17 protein-coding genes are annotated in these 18,801 nt (G+C 73.3%); 8 read left to right on the forward strand and 9 right to left on the reverse strand.

What is annotated here, in order from left to right:
- Positions 1-140: 140 nt before the first annotated feature.
- Positions 141-335 (reverse strand): ferredoxin, encoded by a 195-nt coding sequence (locus tag IF55_RS00105; RefSeq protein WP_030891090.1) that lies wholly within the window; start codon positions 333-335, stop codon positions 141-143.
- Positions 336-355: 20 nt separating this feature from the next.
- Entirely contained in the window at positions 356-1,579 is a 1,224-nt protein-coding gene (locus IF55_RS00110) for a cytochrome P450 (protein ID WP_030891089.1), read from the reverse strand.
- Between the two features lie 105 nt (positions 1,580-1,684).
- Between IF55_RS00110 and IF55_RS00115 the strand changes: the two genes are divergently transcribed.
- Positions 1,685-2,326 carry a TetR/AcrR family transcriptional regulator gene (locus IF55_RS00115; protein ID WP_030891088.1) on the forward strand — a complete coding sequence of 214 codons (642 nt, stop codon included), beginning with the start codon at positions 1,685-1,687 and terminating at the stop codon, positions 2,324-2,326.
- 133 nt (positions 2,327-2,459) lie between these two features.
- Here IF55_RS00115 and IF55_RS00120 read toward each other — a convergent pair whose 3' ends face one another.
- The gene (locus tag IF55_RS00120; protein WP_030891087.1) at positions 2,460-3,743 is read right to left on the reverse strand and encodes an exo-beta-N-acetylmuramidase NamZ family protein; all 1,284 of its coding nucleotides are present in this window, start codon (positions 3,741-3,743) and stop codon (positions 2,460-2,462) included.
- Between the two features lie 124 nt (positions 3,744-3,867).
- Here IF55_RS00120 and IF55_RS00125 point away from each other — a divergent pair, with 124 nt between their 5' ends.
- The 3 genes from IF55_RS00125 (at position 3,868) to IF55_RS00135 (ending at position 7,173) form a co-directional block, all read left to right on the forward strand.
- Positions 3,868-4,755, forward strand: a complete 888-nt coding sequence (locus IF55_RS00125; protein ID WP_211269922.1) for an SDR family oxidoreductase — start codon at positions 3,868-3,870, stop codon at positions 4,753-4,755.
- Between the two features lie 57 nt (positions 4,756-4,812).
- Positions 4,813-6,462: an AMP-binding protein gene (locus IF55_RS00130; protein ID WP_030891085.1), complete on the forward strand. Its 1,650-nt coding sequence runs from the start codon at positions 4,813-4,815 to the stop codon at positions 6,460-6,462.
- A 117-nt stretch (positions 6,463-6,579) separates the two neighbouring features.
- Positions 6,580-7,173: a TetR/AcrR family transcriptional regulator gene (locus IF55_RS00135; protein ID WP_030891084.1), complete on the forward strand. Its 594-nt coding sequence runs from the start codon at positions 6,580-6,582 to the stop codon at positions 7,171-7,173.
- Between the two features lie 63 nt (positions 7,174-7,236).
- On the opposite strand, the gene IF55_RS00140 is transcribed toward IF55_RS00135, so the two are convergent.
- Together IF55_RS00140 and IF55_RS00145 are read right to left on the reverse strand one after the other, a co-directional pair.
- The gene (locus tag IF55_RS00140; protein WP_030891081.1) at positions 7,237-8,451 is read right to left on the reverse strand and encodes an acyl-CoA dehydrogenase family protein; all 1,215 of its coding nucleotides are present in this window, start codon (positions 8,449-8,451) and stop codon (positions 7,237-7,239) included.
- Between the two features lie 6 nt (positions 8,452-8,457).
- Positions 8,458-9,480, reverse strand: coding sequence for a phosphotransferase family protein (locus IF55_RS00145; protein ID WP_030891078.1), 1,023 nt, complete (start codon positions 9,478-9,480; stop codon positions 8,458-8,460).
- Between the two features lie 148 nt (positions 9,481-9,628).
- On the opposite strand from IF55_RS00145, the gene IF55_RS00150 reads away from it, so the two are divergent.
- Positions 9,629-10,984 (forward strand): glucarate dehydratase family protein, encoded by a 1,356-nt coding sequence (locus IF55_RS00150; protein WP_030891075.1) that lies wholly within the window; start codon positions 9,629-9,631, stop codon positions 10,982-10,984.
- Between the two features lie 199 nt (positions 10,985-11,183).
- Here IF55_RS00150 and IF55_RS00155 read toward each other — a convergent pair whose 3' ends face one another.
- The 4 genes from IF55_RS00155 to IF55_RS00170 all read right to left on the reverse strand — a co-directional run bounded on the left by IF55_RS00155 (position 11,184) and on the right by IF55_RS00170 (position 13,727).
- The gene (locus IF55_RS00155; protein ID WP_030891072.1) at positions 11,184-11,510 is read right to left on the reverse strand and encodes a DUF202 domain-containing protein; all 327 of its coding nucleotides are present in this window, start codon (positions 11,508-11,510) and stop codon (positions 11,184-11,186) included.
- Entirely contained in the window at positions 11,510-11,935 is a 426-nt protein-coding gene (locus tag IF55_RS00160; RefSeq protein WP_030891070.1) for a YidH family protein, read from the reverse strand. Before IF55_RS00160 ends, IF55_RS00155 begins: the two co-directional genes overlap by 1 nt.
- A 9-nt stretch (positions 11,936-11,944) precedes the next feature.
- Positions 11,945-12,481, reverse strand: a complete 537-nt coding sequence (locus IF55_RS00165) for an NUDIX domain-containing protein (protein WP_030891068.1) — start codon at positions 12,479-12,481, stop codon at positions 11,945-11,947.
- Positions 12,482-12,833: 352 nt separating this feature from the next.
- A complete protein-coding gene (locus IF55_RS00170; protein WP_030891066.1) occupies positions 12,834-13,727 on the reverse strand; it encodes a DMT family transporter in 894 nt (297 codons plus the stop codon).
- Positions 13,728-13,975: 248 nt separating this feature from the next.
- Between IF55_RS00170 and IF55_RS00175 the strand changes: the two genes are divergently transcribed.
- The 3 genes from IF55_RS00175 to IF55_RS00185 all read left to right on the forward strand — a co-directional run bounded on the left by IF55_RS00175 (position 13,976) and on the right by IF55_RS00185 (position 18,692).
- A complete protein-coding gene (locus IF55_RS00175) occupies positions 13,976-15,631 on the forward strand; it encodes an FAD-binding dehydrogenase (RefSeq protein WP_030891064.1) in 1,656 nt (551 codons plus the stop codon).
- Positions 15,632-16,160: 529 nt separating this feature from the next.
- The gene (locus IF55_RS00180) at positions 16,161-17,105 is read left to right on the forward strand and encodes a hypothetical protein (RefSeq protein WP_030891062.1); all 945 of its coding nucleotides are present in this window, start codon (positions 16,161-16,163) and stop codon (positions 17,103-17,105) included.
- 51 nt (positions 17,106-17,156) lie between these two features.
- Positions 17,157-18,692, forward strand: coding sequence for an APC family permease (locus IF55_RS00185; RefSeq protein WP_030891060.1), 1,536 nt, complete (start codon positions 17,157-17,159; stop codon positions 18,690-18,692).
- The last annotated feature ends 109 nt before the right edge of the window (positions 18,693-18,801 follow it).

Raw genomic sequence — 18,801 nt, forward strand, 5'->3', positions numbered from 1 at the left:
CGGCGTCTTGACCGGTGAGACGGGCCGTACGGATGGCGAGCCGCGGTCCCGAGCGGGGCGGCGCCGGACGGGGCGGCCGCGGGCAGGGCGGCCGCGAGCGGGTCGGCCCCGGGGGTGGGCCGGCCCGCTCGGACAGTGGGCTACTCGCTGATCTTGACGGCGCCGGACGGACAGATGTTGCCCGCCTGGCGGGCGGCGGACAACTCGGCCGCCCCTTCCGGCTCCTTCTTGAGAACGGCCACGAGCCCGTCGTCGTCCTGGTCGAAGACGGTGGGTGCGGTCATGGCGCACAGACCCGCGCCGACGCACACCTCGCGGTCCGCGGTCACTCGCATGGTCACTCCTTTCGCCGCGGTCACCAGGTGACCGGCAGTTTGTTGACGCCTTGGATCGTGGTGCCCGGACGGATCTCCAGGCTCTCCACCGGGGCCGCCAGCCGCAGGGTCGGAATCCGCTCGAAGAGAGCCGTGAGGATCACTTCGAGCTCCAGGCGGGCCAGGTTCTGGCCGAGGCACTGGTGGACCCCGTACCCGAAGGAGATGTGGTGGCGGGCCGAGCGGTGCACGTCGAAGGCGTCCGGGTTCTCGAACACCGAACCGTCGCGGTTGGCTATCGAGTTGGAGATGATAACGCCCTCGCCGGCGCGGATCGCCTGGCCGTCTATCTCGATGTCGGCCGTCGCGACGCGGCCGCCCGCGATGTCGGCGATGGAGAGATAGCGCAGCAACTCCTCGACGGCGCCCGGGATCAGGCTCGGGTCGGCGCGCAGCGCGGCGTGCTGGTCCGGGTGTTCCAGGAGTGTGATCACGCTCAGCGAGGTCATCGAGGCCGTCGTCTCGTGGCCCGCGACGAGCAGCAGGATCGCGTCCGAGACCAGTTCCTCGCGGTCGACGGTGCCCTTCGCCAACTGCTCGGTGACCAGCGTGCCGAGCAGGCCGGGGCCGGGCTCGGTCTCGAACTGGGCGACCAGCCCGTCCAGGTAGTCCCCGAGCTTCTTGCGCGCGGCGAGCGCCTCCTCCCCGGTAGTCGCCTGAAGCAGTTCCTTGGAGGCTTCCTGGAAGAAGTCGTGGTCGGCGTAGGGCACGCCGAGCAGTTGGCAGATCACCATGGACGGCACCGGCAGCGCGAACTGGCTGACCAGGTCGGCCGTCGGGCCGGCGGCGAGCATGTCGTCGATGAAGCCGTTCACGATGCGCTCGACGCCCGGGCGCATGCCCTTGATGCGCTTGAGCGTGAACTCGCTGATCATCATGCGGCGCTTGTGACCGTGCTCCGGCGGGTCCAGGCCGATGAACGCCGGCGCGGTGGTGCGGAACGCCGCGAACCTCGGCGAGGTGGCGGGGAAGTTGTCGTCCTGGCGGTTGGACGAGATGCGCGGGTCGGCGAGCAGTTGCCGTGCCGTCTCGTGCTTGGTCACCACCCACGCCTGCCGGCCGTCGTAGAGGGTCACCTTGCGCAGCGCGTCGCCCGTGTCCCTTAACTCGACGTACTCCTTGGGGATTTGGTACGGGCAGGTGCGGTTGCTCGGGAAGGCCGGCGCCTCTTCTTGGTGGATTGGTGCGGCAGTCGTCTCAGTCATCGATCTCCTCGAAGTCCCTGACGCATAAAGAACGACCAGTTCTCTAACTGAGAGGCTAGGTCTCCCACTTAGGGAACGCAATGACCCCTGAGTAAACTCTGTGGAATGACGCTGTCACCCGACGCCGATCCGGCCGCCGAAATGGCCCCTGACCACCGCAAAGGCCCCCGCCGCCGCGGTGAGGAGCTAGAACACGCCATTTTGACGGCGACGATGGAGGAGCTCGTCGAGGTCGGCTACGCCCGCGTGACGATGGAGCGCGTGGCCGCCCGCGCCCGTACCAGCAAGGCCGCCCTCTACCGCCGCTGGCCCGGCCGCCCCGAGCTGGTCATGGACGCGGTGGAGAAGTTCGGCATCTCCGAGATGTCCGTCCCCGACACCGGCGCGCTGCGCACGGACGTGATCGCCGTGCTGCGGCAGATGGCCGCCAAGATGTGCACGCCGTTCGGCGGCGTCATGCGCGGGCTGATCGCCGAGGCGGCCCGCGAGCCCGCGTTCGCCCAGCTCATCCGGGAACGGGTGCACCCCGCCGGCCCCGCCGTGATCAGAACCGTCCTGGAACGGGCCGTCGAGAGCGGCGAGGTCGAGCCCTGGGTCCTGGACACCCGCCGGGTCACCGTCGCCACCGACCTCCTGCGCAACGAGTTCCTGCTCTTCGGCTCGCCCCTGGAGGAAGAGACCATCACGGACATCGTCGACGAGGTGTACCTGCCGCTCATCCTCAGCCCGGCCCCCCGGCGGCACTGAGGTCCGGGCCTTCGGAGCCGCGGAGGCCCGGCCGCCCTCGCGGTACGGCTGTCGTACGGACCATGGCCGCGCGGCCGTACGCCTCAACTGCCTTCCCGGCGACCCCAGTTCAGCGGAGACCCGCGATCGCCCCTCACCGGTAGCGCAGATACCGCTCCCGCGTCCGGCGGAACGCCGCCAGCCCGTCCTGCCAGCCCGCCACCACCTCGTCCGCCGACGCCCCCGCGTCGATCATCGTGCGGACGAGCGGCGTCCCCGTGAGCTTGTCGATCCAGTGGTCGGAGCGCCAGGCGAAGCCGCGCCAGACCTGTTTGGCGGTGACGAGCAGGGCGATGCCGGTACGGACCGGGTCGAAGGCGCGGGGGTCGTGGACGTGGAGCTGGACGCCGCCCGCCGTCCTCCCCTCGAACTTGGAGAACACCGGCACGAAATACGCCTCCCGGAACCGCACGCCCGGCAGGCCCAGCGCGTTCACCCGCTCCGCCCACCGCCGGTCGATCCCCTCCGCGCCCAGCAGCTCGAACGGGCGCGTCGTGCCCCGCCCCTCGGAGAGGTTGGTGCCCTCGAACAGGCAAGTGCCCGCGTACGCGAGGGCCGTTCGCGGCGTCGGCATGTTGGGGCTCGGCGGCACCCATGGGAGCCCCGTCGCGTCGAAGAGGTCCCCGCGCCGCCACCCCGTCATCCGGACCGTCTCCAGATCGACCCGGCGGCCCGCCGCCCGCGCCACGAACTCGCCGTTGAACAGCAGCGCCAGCTCCGCCACCGTCATCCCGTGCGCCTGCGCGACCGGCTCCCGCCCGATCCCCGACGCCTGGGGCCGCTCCAGCACGGGACCCGACGCCGCGCGCCCGGACAGCGGGTTGGGCCGGTCCAGGACCAGGAACCGCTTGCCCGCGAGGGCCGCGGCGACCATGCAGTCGTACAGCGTCCAGATGTACGTGTAGAACCGGGCGCCCACGTCCTGGATGTCGAAGACGACGGTGTCCACGCCCGACGCGGCGAAGATGTCCGCGAGCGCCTTGCCGCTCTTGCCGTACGTGTCATGGACGGGCAGCCCGGTCGCCGGGTCCTTCGAGGTGCCCTCCGAGCCGCCCGCCTGGGCGGTACCGCGGAAGCCGTGCTCGGGGCCGAAGACGGCGACGACGCGCACGCGGGGGTCGTCGTGCATGACGTCCACGATGTGCCGGACGTCTTGGGTGACGCCGGTCGGGTTGGTGACGACGCCGACGCGGCGGCCGGCCAGCCGGGCGTAGCCGTCGGCGGCCAGCCGGTCGAAGCCCGTACGCACCCGGGGCCCGCCCCGGCCATGGCCGCCCCGGCCGGGCGTACGGGCCTGGGCGCGGGCTCCGGGCGCGGTGGCGGCGACCGCGCCGGCGGTCCCGGCGGCGGCGAGCAGGGTTCTCCTCGACAGGTCCATGCCAGGCACGCTAACGCCCCCGGCCCCGTGGCGGAACGATCGCGACGGCCCGTGCCGCCCCCTTCCGCTGCAACATACCGACTGGTTAGTCTGCCCGCACAGTCGAGCCGAGGGAGACGCGAACGTGGAGAGCGTGCGGGACGCGGCAGTAGTGGTGACCGGAGCGGGCGGCGGCATCGGCGCGGCCCTGGCCCGCCGATTCGCCGCCGAGGGCGCGCGCGTCGTGGTCAACGACCTCGACGCCGCCAAGGCCGCCGCCGTCGCCGAGGAGATCGGCGCCACGCCCCTGCCCGGTGACGCCTCCGGCGTCGTCGGCGCGGCGCGCGAGGCGCTCGGCGGGCGCGTCGACGTCTTCTGCGCCAACGCCGGGGTCGCGCCCGCCGGCGGCCCGGAGGCCGCCGAGGAGATCTGGGCCGGCGCCTGGGACATCAACGTGATGGCGCACGTACGGGCCGCACGCGAGCTGCTGCCGGAGTGGCTGGAGCGCGGCAGCGGCCGGTTCGTCTCCACCGTCTCCGCCGCCGGGCTGCTCACCATGCTCGGCTCGGCCCCGTACAGCGTCTCCAAGCACGCGGCCCTCGCCTTCGCCGAATGGCTCTCCGCCACCTACCGGCACCGCGGCGTCGACGTCCACGCCATCTGCCCGCAGGGCGTGCGTACGGACATGCTCGACGTGACCGGGGCCGCCGGGGACCTGGTCCTGCGGCCCACCGCCATCGAGCCCGCCCAGGTCGCGGACGCGCTCTTCGCGGCCATGGCCGCCGGCCGGTTCCTGGTCCTGCCGCACCCCGAGGTCGCCGACTACTGCACGGTGCGGGCCGCGGACCCCGACCGGTGGCTGAACGGCATGAACCGCCTCCAGCGGAAGCTGGAGCACACCGCGGCGGCCGAGGCCGAGAGCGCGACCGAGACCGAGAGCGCGACCGGGGCGGACCAGGCGGCCGGGGCGGCGGAGGCGACCGGGACGGACCCGGCGACGACCAGGGCCGCCAAGACGGCCCCTCAGGTGTGACGACGCGAACCGCAGCCGAGAGCGGCCAGTAGCCGCACGCGCAGAAGGGCCCCACCCATGACCACATATCAGGACAAGCCCTGGCTCGCCCACCTCAACGCCGAACAGCGCGCCCCCATCTCCCCGCCCCCCAGCGTCCTGCACGCCTTCGAGGCCGCGGTCCGCCGCTTCCCCGACCGCGCCGCGCTCGTCTACTTCGACGGCCGACTGAGCTACGCGGAGACCGACTGGCTCTCCGACGCCGTGGCGGCCCACCTCGTGGAGCGCGGCTTCCGGCGCGGCGACCGCGCCGTGCTCATGCTCCAGAACACCCCGCACTTCGTGATCGCGCTCCTCGGCGTCTGGAAGGCGGGCGGCGTCGCCGTCCCCGTCAACCCCATGTACAAGGCGGGCGAGGTCGGCCACATCCTGCGCGACGCCGAGGTGATCGCGCTGATCTGCGCCGACCACGCCTGGGCGGAGTATCTGCGGGCCGCGGCCGCCGACTCCCCGGTCCGCATCGCCCTCACCGCCTCCCCCTTCGACTTCCAGAGCCGCGACGACGCGCGGGTGCTGCGCGGCGGGCGCGCCGCCCCCGCGCGCGACGCCGACGACCTGTACGCCGTGGCCCGCTCCGGCGCGCACCGCCCCGCCGACCCCGGCCTCACCGCCGAGCACACCGCGCTCATCAGCTACACCTCGGGGACCAGCGGCGCACCCAAGGGCGCCATGAACACCCACGGCAACATCATGTTCAACGCCGAGCGGCAGCGCACCGGCGGAGGCATCCCCGAAGGCTCCGTCTACTTCGTCCTCGCGCCGCTCTTCCACATCACCGGCATGGTCAACGAACTCTCGGTCTGCCTGACGAACGCCGGGACGCTCGCCCTCGCCTACCGCTTCGAGCCCGGCGTCGTCCTCGACGCGTTCCTCGAACACCGCCCCGCCTTCACCGTCGGCCCCTCCACCGCGTTCATGGCGCTGCTGGCCCAGCCCCAGGTCACGCGGGACCACTTCGCCTCCTTCCAGTCGATCTCCTCCGGCGGCGCGCCCCTGCCGCCCGCGCTCACCGAGCGGTTCCGCGCCGCCAGCGGCTGCTACCTGCACAACGGCTACGGGCTCACCGAGTGCACCGCCCCCTGCGCCAGCGTCCCGCCCGGCCTGGAGGCGCCCGTCGACCCGGCCTCGGGCACCCTCGCGGTCGGCGTGCCCGGACCCGACACCGTGGTGCGGATCATCGACGAGAAGGGTTGCGACGTGCCCTTCGGCGAGCACGGCGAGATCGCGGTGCGCGGCCCCCAGGTCGTACCCGGCTACTGGCGGCGCCCCGAGGAGACCGAGGCGGCGTTCCCCGGCGGTGAGCTGCGGACCGGGGACATCGGCTTCATGGACCCGACCGGCTGGCTCTATGTCGTCGACCGCAAGAAGGACATGATCAACGCGTCCGGTTTCAAGGTCTGGCCGCGGGAGGTCGAGGACGTCCTCTACACCCACCCGGCCGTGCGCGAGGCGGCCGTCGTCGGGGTGCCCGACAGCTACCGGGGCGAGACGGTGAAGGCGTACGTGAGCCTGCGGCCCGGCGCCCCCGCCGAGGGCGCCGACCTCGTCGCGTACTGCAAGGAACGGCTCGCCGCGTTCAAATACCCGCGCGAAGTGGAGATCCTGCCGGAGCTGCCCAAGACCATGAGTGGGAAGATCCTGCGGCGGGAACTGCGCGCCCGCGCGTAACGACAGCGGCGCGGGCACAGAGCAGCACAGCAGCACACAGCAACACAGCACAGAGCAACACAGCACAGAGCAGCACGGCACAGAGCGGCACAGGACAGGGAAAGGCGGGCGATGGCGATGGCCAAGGCGACGGAGGGCGACGCGAAGCCCGTACCGCAGCGGCTGCTGGCCGCCGCCACCCGGCTCTTCGCCGACCAGGGCTACGACCGCACCTCGGTGCAGGAGATCGTCGAGGCGGCGGGCGTGACCAAGGGCGCGCTCTACCACTACTTCGGCTCGAAGGACGATCTGCTGCACGAGGTGTACGCGCGGCTGCTCCGCCTCCAGCAGGAGCGGCTGGACGCCATCGCCGGCTCCGCCGAGCCCGTGGAGCGGCGGCTGCGCGAGGCCGCCGCGGACGTCGTCGTCACCACCATCGACAACCTCGACGACGCCACGATCTTCTTCCGTTCCATGCACCAGCTCAGCCCCGAGAAGCACAAGCAGGTGCGGGCCGAGCGGCGGCGGTACCACGAGCGGTTCCGGGCCCTGATCGAGGAGGGCCAGGAGGCGGGCGTCTTCAGCCGGGAGACCCCGGCCGACCTGGTGGTCGACTACCACTTCGGGTCCATCCACCACCTTGGCGCCTGGTACCGCCCGCAGGGCCCGCTCACCCCGCGCGAGGTGGCCGACCACCTCGCCGACCTGCTGCTGAGGTCGCTGCGGGTGTAGCGGGACGTACGGGTGAGGGGGTGGCCGGGCTGTCCGGGCCACTCCCTCGTACGTGCCGCGCGCTCACTGGTGGCGCTTGAGCTCCCGGCGTGCGAGCGAGCGCTGGTGCACCTCGTCCGGGCCGTCCGCGAGCCGCAGGGTGCGCGCGCTCGCCCACAGCTCCGCGAGCGGGAAGTCCTGGCTGACCCCGCCGGCCCCGTACAACTGCACCGCGCGGTCGAGGATGTCCACGACCGTGCGCGGCGTCGCGATCTTGATGGCCTGGATCTCGGTGTGCGCGCCGCGGTTGCCGACGGTGTCCATCAGCCACGCCGTCTTGAGCACCAGCAGCCGCAACTGCTCCACCGCCACCCGCGCGTCCGCGATCCACTCCTGGACGACGCCCTGCCGGGCCAGCGGCTTGCCGAACGCCGTACGGTCCACGGCGCGCCGGCACATCAGCTCGATGGCCCGCTCCGCCATCCCGATCAGCCGCATGCAGTGGTGGATGCGGCCGGGGCCGAGGCGGGCCTGGGCGATGGCGAAGCCGCCGCCCTCCTCGCCGATCAGATGGCTCGCCGGCACCCGCGCGCCGTGGAAGACGACCTCGGCGTGGCCGCCGTGCGCGTGGTCCTCGTAGCCGTACACCCGCATCGCCCGGCGGACCTCGACGCCCGGGGTGTCGCGGGGGACCAGGACCATGGACTGCTGGCGGTGCGGGTCCGGGCCGTCCGGGTCGGTCTTGCCCATGACGATGAAGATCCGGCAGTCGGGGTTCATGGCCCCGGAGATGTACCACTTGCGGCCGGTGATGACGTAGTCGCCGCCGTCGCGTTCGATCCGCGTCTCGATGTTGGTGGCGTCGGACGAGGCGACCTCGGGCTCGGTCATCGCGAACGCGGACCGGATCTCCCCGGCGAGCAGCGGCTCCAGCCACCGCCGCCGCTGCTCGGCGGAGCCGAACTGGGCGAGCACCTCCATGTTCCCGGTGTCGGGGGCGGCGCAGTTGAGCGCGGTGGGCGCGAGCTGCGGGCTGCGGCCGGTGATCTCGGCGAGCGGCGCGTACTGGAGGTTGGTGAGCCCGGCCCCGTACTTCTCGTCCGGCAGGAACAGGTTCCACAGGCCCCGCTCGCGCGCCTCCGCCTTGAGCTCCTCGACGATCGCCGGGGAGTCCCACGGGGAGGCCGTCTCCGCCCGCTGCGCGGCCGCGACCGGCTCGGCGGGGAGGACGCGCTCGTCCATGAACGCGAGGAGCCGTCCCCGCAGCTCCTCGGTACGGGCGTCGAATGCGAAGTCCATGGTGTGCTAGCCCTCCTGAAGGGTGGTGAGTCCGTTGCCGATGAAGACGGGGACCAGGTCGCCGATGCGCTCGAAGCCGGAGCCGAGGGTCTGGCCGAGCGTGTAGCGGTAGTGGATGCCTTCGAGGATCACGGCGAGCTTGAAGTAGGCGAAGGCCGTGTACCAGGGCAGCGCGCTCACGTCGCGGCCGGAGCCGGCGGCGTAGCGCTCCACGATCTCGGCGGGCTCGGGGTGGCCGGGGGCGCCGCGCGTGGTGGCCACGGGCGAGCCCTCCACCGCCTCCTGCTCGCTGTACATCATCAGCAGCCCGAGGTCGGTGAGCGGGTCGCCGAGGGTGGACATCTCCCAGTCCAGGATCGCGGTGATCCGGTCGTCCGCGCCGATCAGGACGTTGTCGAGGCGGTAGTCGCCGTGTACGACGGTGGGTTCCGGGGAGTCCGGCAGCTTCGCGGCGAGCGTCCGGTGCAGCTCGTCGATGCCGGGCAGGTCACGGTCGCGGGACGCCTCCAACTGCTTGCCCCAGCGCCGGAGCTGACGCTCCAGGAAGCCCTCGGGCCGTCCGAAGTCCGCCAGCCCGACGGCGGCCGGGTCGACGGCGTGCAGCCGTACGAGCGTGTCGGCGAGGCCGAGGACCACGTCGCGGGTGCGCCGGGGGCCGATCTCCGCGAGCTGTCCGGCGGTGCGGTACGGGGTGCCCGCCACGAACTCCATGACGTAGAAGGGCGCTCCGATGACGGACTCGTCCTCGCACAGCAGCAGCGTCTCGGGAACCGGCACGGCGGTGTCGCGCAACGCGCTGATCACCCGGTACTCGCGCGCCATGTCGTGGGCGGTGGCGAGCACGTGGCCGAGCGGGGGGCGGCGCACCACCCAGCGGGAGGCGCCGTCGGTGACCGCGTAGGTGAGGTTGGACCGGCCCCCCTCGATCAGCTCGGCGGTCAGCGGCGCCGTCGCGAGGCCGGGGCGCTCGCGGTCCAGGTGCGCGCTCAGCCGCTCCAGGTCGAGCCCCGGCGGATTGCCCTTGCTCATCGCGTGCTCCTCGGTGTCGGGCGTAGGCGAGTGGAACAGGTGGGTCGCGGTGCGTACGCGGAACATGATGCCGACCAGTCGGTATGTCGTCCAGTGACCTCGTGAAGAGATCTAGCGCACTGAACTCATTTCTGAATAGGGTTCATGTATGGATACGTCGCTGGCGATCGCAGAGGTTCACCTCACCCCGATCCTGATAGCCGACCCGCCCTTGCTCAACACCCAGGGCGTCCACCAGCCGTACACCCCGCGGCTCATCGTCGAAGTCGTCACGCGCGGCGGCGTGACGGGGGTGGGGGAGACGTACGGCGACGGCGAATACCTCGCGCTCGCCCGCCCGCTCGCCGACTCTGTTATGGGTCTCCCGGTCACGGATGTGAACCGACTGTTCTCGCTGGCCGAGGCGGCGGAGTGCGCGGCGGCGGGGGAGCGGGGGGAGTCGGGGGAGGCGGGGGAGGCGGGCCCCGGCCCGGCCGCCGCCGACGTCGCCGCCGGGGGACTGCGGGGCGTGCGCAACGCCGCCAAGCTCCGCCTCTCCGTGGTCTCCGCGTTCGAGGTGGCCTGCCTCGACGCGCTCGGCAAGACCCTCGGCCTGCCCGTGCACACGCTCCTCGGCGGCAAGGTCCGCGACCGCGTCGAGTACAGCGCGTACCTCTTCTACCGCTGGGCCGCCCACCCCGCCCGGCCCGCGCCCGAGGTGCCGGAGGACGACTGGGGCGCCGCCCTCGACCCGTCAGGGATCGTCGACCAGGCGCGGCGCTTCGCCGACGCCTACGGCTTCCGCTCCTTCAAGCTCAAGGGTGGCGTCTTCCCGCCGGACGAGGAGATCGCCGCCGTACGGGCACTCGCCGCGGCCTTCCCCGGACAGCCCCTGCGCCTCGACCCCAACGGCGCCTGGTCCGTGGAAACGTCCCTGCGCGTGGCCCGCGAACTGCGCGACGTACTCGAATACCTGGAGGACCCCGCGAGCGGCACCGACCGGATGGCCGAGGTCGCGGCGGGCCGCGCCCGGACCGGCCTGCCGCTCGCCACCAACATGTGCGTGACGACCTTCCCCGAGATACGGGAGGCGTTCGCCCGCGACGCCGTGCAGGTCGTCCTGTCGGACCACCACTACTGGGGCGGGCTGCGCAACACCCGCGAACTCGCCGCGATCTGCCGCACCTTCGGCGTCGGCCTGTCCATGCACTCCAACACCCACCTGGGCATCAGCCTCGCCGCCATGACGCACGTCGCCGCCACCGTGCCCAACCTCGACTACGCCTGCGACACCCACTACCCCTGGCAGACCGAGGACGTCATCACCCGCCGCCACGCCTTCGAGGACGGCTGCCTGACCGTCCCCGACGCCCCCGGCCTCGGCGTCGAACTCGACCGCCCCGCCCTCGCCGCCCTCCACCGCCGCTGGCTGGACGACGACGGCACCCTGCGCGAACGCGACGACGCGGCCGCGATGCGGCTCGCGGACCCCACCTGGACGACACCGGCGGTGCCGCGCTGGTGAGAGCCCGTGGGCCGGGCCCGCCTCCGCCCTGCGGGCGGCTTCCCCGGGGGCGTCTCGCCCAGCGGCGCGGCCGGGGGCCCGGCGAGGGGGCCCAGGCTCTGCCGTGGGGCTCCCGCCGTCCGTGGGCGGCTTTCGCACGGCGCCTCGCCCAGCGGCGCGGCGGGGGGCTCCTTCCGGGCGAACATGGCCGGTCACGGCCCTATCGCAGCAGGCCCGCTCCCAGCGCCGCCAGCGCGAGCGTGCAGGCGGCCGTGGCCAGGGCGGCGCGCGTGGAGAGGGCGGGTGGGCGGGCCGTGGCCAGGGCGTGGATGCGGCGATTGGCGGCGCCGAGGAAGGCCAGGAAGACGAGGGCGATCAGTGCCACGACCAGCACGGCGAGCGGGTCCGGGCCGCCGCGCAGGGCCTGCCGGGCGGCGAGCACCCCGGCCACGGCGCAGGACAGCGTGGTACGCCGCCACGCCATCCGGGTCCGTTCCGGCTGGAGCCCCGGGTCCCGCTCGTACCCGTCCCGCGCACCGGCCGTCATCAGCCCGCCCAGCCGAAGGCGACCGCGAGCACCAGCACCGCCGAGAGGACCGCCAGCAGCAGCGCCAGCACGGTCGGGAACCGGCTGATCGGCAGGTCCTCGCCGCGCCGCATGGCGCGTTCGCAGCGCACCCACTGGTTGACCGCCCGCACCGCGCAGAGCGCGCCGCCGACCAGCAGCACCAGCGCCAGCGTGAGCCGCAGCGGCCGGGATATGTGCGGCAGGAACTGATCGACCGCGAACCCGCCGCCCACCAGCGCCAGCGAGGTGCGCAGCCAGGCCAGGAAGGTGCGCTCGTTGGCGAGCGTGAAGCGGTAGTCGGGGGTCTCGCCCTCCTCGTGGATGCGCTGGGGGGCGAACCACAGCCGCACGTTCGCGGCTGCGGACGCGAGGGCCCCGGAGCCGGGCCGGGGGCGATCGATCATGCTCTGACCCTACTTGCCGTCGAGGAGCCGCAGCCGCCGGTACGCGTCCAGGCCGTCCGGCGTCCAGTCCCACTCGGCGAGCCGCTCGTCCAGTTCCTCCTCGGTGAGGAAGGCGTGCCAGGCGATCTCCGACGCCTGCGGCTCGACGGGGCCGTCCCAGCGCACCTCGTAGACCCACGACCACCAGCTATGGCCCGATTCGGGCGAGGTGTAGAGGAACTTCAGCCGCGGCAGCGGCGCCGGCAGCCCGCGCACGCCCAGCTCCTCCTCCGCCTCGCGCAGCGCCGCCTCGTCGTAGCTCTCGCCCGCCCCGACGACCCCGCCCACGAACATGTCGTAGTGCGAGGGGAAGACCAGCTTTCGCGCGGTGCGCCGGTGCACGAAGACCCGGCCCTCGCGGTCCCGCACGAGGATGAACGCGCACCGGTGGCGCAGCCCCCGCGCGTACGCGTCATCGCGCCGCGCCTGCCCCACCACCTCGTCGCGCTCGTCCACGATGTCCAGCAGCTCGTCCGCCGACAGCGGCTCCTCGGATGTATCAGCCATGCGCCCATCACATCATCCGCACCGAGGAGCGCCACGACGGCTCCGCCGGGCGGGGGCCGGGGCGCGTACGCGGCGCGTACGCGCCCGTTCCGGGCTGTACGCCCACCCCGGCCTGGCCGCCATCCGGCCCGGCCGCCATCCGGGTCGGCGTGCTCGCGGGCCCGACCGTCTCGGCCCGTCCGCCTCGGCCCGACCGTCTCGCTCCGTCCGCCTCGGCCCGGCCGCCTCCTCCGGCCGGTGGGCCCGGCTCGTACGGGCGACTCGGCCGTACGACCGCCCGGTGGCGGCCCCGCGCGGTCCCGGCCCCCAGCGGGCACCGACCGGCTGCGGGCCGGCCCCGTCCAGCGGCGCGTCAGCGGGGCTGGAGGTCCCGTACGCGCCCGGCCTGCGAGGTGCCCGTCGGCATCGCCGGGTGGCGGCCGATGAGCACGATGCCGATGACGATGGCCGCGATACCGGCGGCCTCCCAGGCCAGCGCGCCCGCCGTCATCCGCAGCCGGTCGCCGAGGAAGCCGACGCCGCAGACGATGCCGGCCAGCGGCTGTGCCGCGGTGAGGGCGGGCAGGGACAGCCGCAGCGGGGCCGTCTCGAAGGCGCTCTGCACCAGCACGAGGCTGGTGATGCCGAGGACCAGGACGCCGTACGGCTGCCACCCGGTGATCAGCGCCGGCCAGCCGCCGTCCGACAGCCGCTCGCTGCTGACCCGGGTCAGCGCGTCCTGGAGCCCGTACAGCAGGCCCGCCGCCACCGCCAGCAGCGCGGCCTCGGCGCTCATCCGCACCCGCTTCGCGGCCAGCGTCATCAGCAGTGCGCACCCCAGCATCAGGCCGATGATCAGCCAGTGCCGCAGCGGGGAGGCGACGGTGTCGCCGCCGCGCGGCTGGCCCGCCACGATGAACGCCGTCACGCCGCCCGCCAGCAGCCAGAGCCCGCCCCAGCCCGCCCAGCCCAGCGGCTGCCGCGTCTGCCATCTCGACAGGGCCATCGCGAACAGCAGGTTCGTCGCCAGCAACGGCTCCACCAGCGAGACCTCGCCCCAGGCCAGCGCCAGCGCGCCGAGCACCATGCCCGCGATCATCAGCGCGATGCCCGCCACCCAGCGCGGCATCCGGATCAGATCGAGGAGCAGCCGTGGGGAGAGGAAGTCGCTCATCGGGGCCCGCTGCGCCGCGTTCTGCTGGAAGACGAAGCCGACGCCCAGGCAGCACGCTGCTCCCACGGCGTAGATGAAGACGAGGACAGTCACGTCGCGTACCTCAAGACCGGCCGGGTGTGAAGGACTTGGCAGAAGACCTTAGCCGCCGTCGGGGGCGGCGCGGCGGCCGAGTACCCGGATTCCCAGTGTGCCACCCGCACCCGGCCGCGCCGGCCGGGCGCGGCGCGCGGCGGCGGAACGTACTGATACCCGAACAGTTGACGCATTGGGCCGCGCGATCCGAGGATCAAAGCGACCAGCCGCACCGCAGCGCACCAGCCGAGCAGGACGGACGCACCATGGCCTACGACGCAGACGTGATCGTGATCGGGGCCGGCCTGGCCGGGCTCGCCGCCACCGCCGAACTCGCCGCGGCCGGCCGCCGGGTCATCCTCCTCGACCAGGAACCCGAACGATCCATCGGCGGCCAGGCGCACTTCTCCTTCGGCGGCCTCTTCCTCGTCGACTCGCCCGAGCAGCGCCGGCTGCGGGTCCGCGACAGCCACGAGCTGGCCTGGCAGGACTGGCTGGGCGCGGCGGGCTTCGACCGCCCGGAGGACCACTGGCCGCGCCGCTGGGCCGAGGCGTACGTCGACTTCGCGGCCGGCGAGAAGCGGGCCTGGCTGCACGAGCGGGGCGTCCGCTTCTTCCCCGTCGTCGGCTGGGCCGAGCGCGGCGGGTACGCCGCCACCGGGCACGGCAACTCCGTGCCGCGGTTCCACATCACCTGGGGCACCGGCCCCGGCCTCGTCGCCCCCTTCGAGCGGCGGGTGCGCGCCGCGGCCGCCCGCGGCCTGGTCGACCTGCGGTTCCGGCACCGCGTCACCACCCTGACCCGCAGCGCGGGCGCGGTCGACACCGTGTGCGGCGAAGTGCTCCAGCCGAGCACGGCGGCGCGCGGCACGGCCAGCAGCCGCGAGGTCACGGGCTCCTTCGAGCTGCGCGCCCAGGCCGTGCTAGTCACCTCCGGCGGCATCGGCGGCAACCACGACCTCGTACGGGCCAACTGGCCCGAACGGCTCGGCCCGCCGCCCACCCGGATGCTCAGCGGGGTGCCGGCGCACGTGGACGGCGCGATGCTCGGCATCACCGAGCGGGCCGGGGGCCGGGTCATCAACCCCGACCGCATGTGGCACTACACCGAGGGCATCGAGAACTGGCACCCGATCTGGGCGCGGCACGGCATCCGCATCCTGCCCGGCCCCTCCTCGCTGTGGCTGGACGCCATCGGCCGGCGGCTGCCGGTGCCGCTCTTCCCGGGCTTCGACACGCTCGGCACCCTCGAACACATCATGGAGACCGGCTACGACTACACGTGGTTCGTGCTCGACCAGCGCATCATCGGCAAGGAGTTCGCCCTCTCGGGCTCCGAGCAGAACCCGGACCTGACCGGCAAGAGCCTGCGCGGCGTCCTCGACCGGGTGCGCACCGCCGTGCCGGGGCCCGTCCAGGCGTTCATGGACCACGGCGCGGACTTCGTCGTGGAGCGCGACCTGGGCGCGCTGGTGCGGGGCATGAACGAGCTGACCAAGGAGCCGCTCATCGTCGAGGAGGAGCTGCGCGACGAGATCGTCGCCCGGGACCGGGAGATGACCAACCCGTTCACCAAGGACCTCCAGGTCACGGCGGTGCGCGGGGCCCGCCGCTACCTCGGCGACCGGCTCATCCGCACCGCCGCGCCGCACCGCCTCCTCGACCCGGACGCCGGGCCGCTGATCGCCGTGCGGCTGAGCATCCTGACCCGCAAGACCCTCGGCGGCCTGGAGACCGACCTCTCCTCGCGGGTGCTGACCGAGGGCGGCGAGCCGCTGCCCGGCGTGTACGCGGCGGGCGAGGCCGCCGGGTTCGGCGGCGGCGGCATGCACGGCTACCGCTCGCTGGAGGGCACGTTCCTCGGCGGCTGCCTCTTCTCGGGGCGTACGGCGGGACGGGCGGCGGCGAAGGCCGTCGGCTGAGGACGGCCCGGACCGCTGGACCCTCGATCGCTGGACCGCTCGACCGGCCGGGTGATCGGGCGGGTGATCGGGCGGGCGGGATACGGCCGTACGGCGCGGTCTTACGGTCGTACGGTGCGGGCTTACGGTCTTGCGGCCGTTCGGTATCGGCTTACGGCCGTACGGTGCGGTCCCGCGGGCGCGCGGGCAGGGCGGCGTGACCGTACGGTGAGCCAACTTGCCCGTACGCGCAGCACGGGGTGACCGTATGCCACGCGGATGCCGGGCCGTACGGGCAGCCGGCTCGGGCCCGTACGCCCGCAGGGCTCAGGTGGGACGCACCCGCTGATCAACTCGCCGCATATCCCCAGGAGTTGGGGAAAGTTCAGTCCCGCGACCGCTCTTGACGCAGACCCGTGGGGACCGGTTTGCTGTGCGTGATCACGTGAGTCCGTATCCGTGATCGCATGAGTCCGTATGGGTCTGTATCGGTAGGCGGACGCGCTGACCCGCGCCCGGAGGGGACGTGCGCCATGGAGGAAGTCAGCCGATGACCCCTCCACGGCCCCTGGGCCGGCCGCGGAAGGCGGCCGGCCCCGCGTTCGACCCGGCACTCGACGACGCCCCCCTCGCCGCGGCCCGCGACGCGCTCGCCCGCGGCCGCTGGCCCGAAGCCCGCGATCTGCTCGCCCGCACCGGCCGGGACTGGGACCGCCGCGGCCACCGGCTCGTCGTCCTCGGCGCCGGGAAGACCAGCCTGGCCTGGGCGCGCGAATGGCAGTTGGCCGAGCCGGACAGCGCCGACGCCGCCGCGCTGCTCGCCTGCGCCGCCGTCTTCCGGGCCGCGCGCGGCCGGGACGGGCCCGAGCCCGCCCGCGAGGCGTGCCTGGGCGCCGCCCGGATGGACCCCGCCGACCCATCGCCCTGGCTGGCGCTCCAGATCCTCGCCCACCGCACCGGCTCGGGCGACGACTGCGTACGCGCCTTCGACCAGGTACGGGCCCGGCACCGGGACCACCACCACGCGCACCACCTGATGGCGGCCTGCCTCGCCGAGCAGCGCGGCGGCCGGGACGACCCGCTGCACGAGGTCTACGACTTCGCCTCCTGGGCCGCCGAACGGGCCCCCGCCGACTCGCCGCTGGCCGTCCTGCCGGTCGTGGCCCACGCCGAGCGCTACCGCGTCCTGGCCCGCGCGGGACTTGAGCCCCGCGACCCCGCCCGCAGCGGCCACTGGACCACCCGCCGCGCCCGGCAGGTCATGAGGTGCGCCTTCGACTGGTGGCTCGAATGGGACGCCGAGGACCACCCGCGCCGCAAGGTCGACCTCAACTTCCTGGCGCACGCCAAGTACCTGGAGGGCCGGATGGCCGAGGCCGCGGCCCTCTTCACCCGCATCGGACCGCACGCCACCCGCGCCCCGTGGTCCTACCCCGACCGAGACCCGAGGAAGGTGTTCCGCGCCGCGCGCGACAGCGCGCTCGGCTCCGTGTGACCCAGCGACAAGCTCCCCGACTTACCCATGTCATGGAAGGACCATCCCGCGATGGCTACGGGCACGGCGCACGAGATCAGCACGTTCAAGGGACAGGGCAGACGGCTCCGCGCCGACCGGCTGGGCATGCCGGGCCTGCTGCTGTCGGTACTGGCGGCCAGCGCGCCGCTGATGGTGGTGGCCGGGGTCATGCCCACCACCTTCGGTGTCATGGGCATGATCGGGCAGCCGCTGCTGTTCGTCATCCTCGGCGTCGTTCTCGCGCTGTTCGGCTTCGGCTACGCCGAGATGAGCCGCCACGTCCACAACGCCGGCGCGTTCTACGCCTACATCGCCCGCGGCCTCGGCGGCACCGCCGGCACCGCCGCCTCCCTGGTCGCCCTCGTCGCCTACAGCGCCCTCCAGATCGGCGTCTTCGGCATCTTCGGCTACGAGGTCGCCAACCTCGCCGCCCGCCACTTCGACGCCACCGTCGCCTGGTGGGTGCCCTCCCTCGGGGCCGTCGTCATCGTCGCCGTGCTCGGCTGGCTGAAGATCGACCTCAACGCCAAGGTGCTCGGCGTGCTGCTCCTCGTCGAGTGCGCGATGGTCATCGCCTTCGACATCGCCGGCTTCGCCCGGCCCGGCGCGGAGGGCGTCTCGCTGCACGCCTTCGACCCCGGCACGCTCAGCGGCGCCGGCCTCGGCACCGCCCTGTGCTTCTGCATCGCCGCCTTCGTCGGCTTCGAACAGGCCCCCGTCTACGCCGAGGAGACCAGCCGCCCCAACGTCCTCGTCGCCCGCGTCATGTTCTTCGCCGTCGGCTTCGTCGCCCTCTTCTTCGTCGTCAGCTCCTGGGCCCTGACCGTCGCCGCCGGGCCCTCCGCGATCGTCGGCACGGCCCAGAAGGAAGGGCCCAACCTGCTCTTCCTGCTCACCGAGGCCCGCTACGGCCCGGTCTTCACCGACGTCATGCACGTCTTCTACGTCACCGGCATGTTCGCCGCGATGCTCAGCTTCCACAACGTCGTCGCCCGCTACGCCTTCGCCATGGGCCGCGAGGGCCTGCTGCCCGCCGCCCTCGGCCGCACCTCCGCCACTAGCGGCGCCCCCGCCTACGGCTCGCTGCTCCAGAGCGCGGTGGCGCTGACCGTCGTCGTCCTCTTCGCCGCCACCGACGGCCACCCGGCGGGCGACCCCACCGCGCCCGTACTGCACCTCTTCACCTGGCTCGGCAACATCGGCGCCCTCGGCATCATCGTGCTCATGGCCACCGCCTCCGTCGCCGTCATCGCCTTCTTCGTACGGCGCGGCGCGGGCCGCGCCCAGGCGTGGCGGCTGCTGGCCTCCGCCACCGCGGCCGTCGCGCTGCTGGTCATCGCCGGCTTCACGGTCAAGGACTTCGGCGTCCTGCTCGGCGCCGACCCCGGCTCGGCCCTGAGCTGGCTGCTGCCCGGCATCATCGGCGCCGCCGCCGTCGTCGGCATCGGCTACGGACTCGTCCTGAAGTCCGTACGCCCCGCGCTGCACGCCCGTATCGGACTGGGCAACGAGGCGTTCCAATTGGAGAAGGCGTCCGACGCGCCGAAGCACGCGCGCACGAGGTGACGATGCCCTGGCCGGGCGGGCGGGCCGAACCGCCTCAGCGTGAACCGCTGCCCGTACCCACCGCCGCCCGTACCAGCCGCTGCCCGTCCCAACCGCCGTCCGTACGAAC

The organism is Streptomyces varsoviensis, from assembly GCF_000718635.1.
In the GTDB taxonomy this organism is placed as follows: domain Bacteria; phylum Actinomycetota; class Actinomycetes; order Streptomycetales; family Streptomycetaceae; genus Streptomyces; species Streptomyces varsoviensis.

Coding starts and splice junctions, on each gene's coding strand:
- IF55_RS00105 (WP_030891090.1), bottom strand. CDS start 335: ATGCGAGTGACCGCGGACCGCGAGGTGTGCGTCGGCGCGGGTCTGTGC.
- IF55_RS00110 (WP_030891089.1), bottom strand. CDS start 1,579: ATGACTGAGACGACTGCCGCACCAATCCACCAAGAAGAGGCGCCGGCC.
- IF55_RS00115 (WP_030891088.1), top strand. CDS start 1,685: ATGACGCTGTCACCCGACGCCGATCCGGCCGCCGAAATGGCCCCTGAC.
- IF55_RS00120 (WP_030891087.1), bottom strand. CDS start 3,743: ATGGACCTGTCGAGGAGAACCCTGCTCGCCGCCGCCGGGACCGCCGGC.
- IF55_RS00130 (WP_030891085.1), top strand. CDS start 4,813: ATGACCACATATCAGGACAAGCCCTGGCTCGCCCACCTCAACGCCGAA.
- IF55_RS00135 (WP_030891084.1), top strand. CDS start 6,580: ATGGCCAAGGCGACGGAGGGCGACGCGAAGCCCGTACCGCAGCGGCTG.
- IF55_RS00140 (WP_030891081.1), bottom strand. CDS start 8,451: ATGGACTTCGCATTCGACGCCCGTACCGAGGAGCTGCGGGGACGGCTC.
- IF55_RS00145 (WP_030891078.1), bottom strand. CDS start 9,480: ATGAGCAAGGGCAATCCGCCGGGGCTCGACCTGGAGCGGCTGAGCGCG.
- IF55_RS00150 (WP_030891075.1), top strand. CDS start 9,629: ATGGATACGTCGCTGGCGATCGCAGAGGTTCACCTCACCCCGATCCTG.
- IF55_RS00155 (WP_030891072.1), bottom strand. CDS start 11,510: ATGACGGCCGGTGCGCGGGACGGGTACGAGCGGGACCCGGGGCTCCAG.
- IF55_RS00160 (WP_030891070.1), bottom strand. CDS start 11,935: ATGATCGATCGCCCCCGGCCCGGCTCCGGGGCCCTCGCGTCCGCAGCC.
- IF55_RS00165 (WP_030891068.1), bottom strand. CDS start 12,481: ATGGCTGATACATCCGAGGAGCCGCTGTCGGCGGACGAGCTGCTGGAC.
- IF55_RS00175 (WP_030891064.1), top strand. CDS start 13,976: ATGGCCTACGACGCAGACGTGATCGTGATCGGGGCCGGCCTGGCCGGG.
- IF55_RS00180 (WP_030891062.1), top strand. CDS start 16,161: ATGACCCCTCCACGGCCCCTGGGCCGGCCGCGGAAGGCGGCCGGCCCC.
- IF55_RS00185 (WP_030891060.1), top strand. CDS start 17,157: ATGGCTACGGGCACGGCGCACGAGATCAGCACGTTCAAGGGACAGGGC.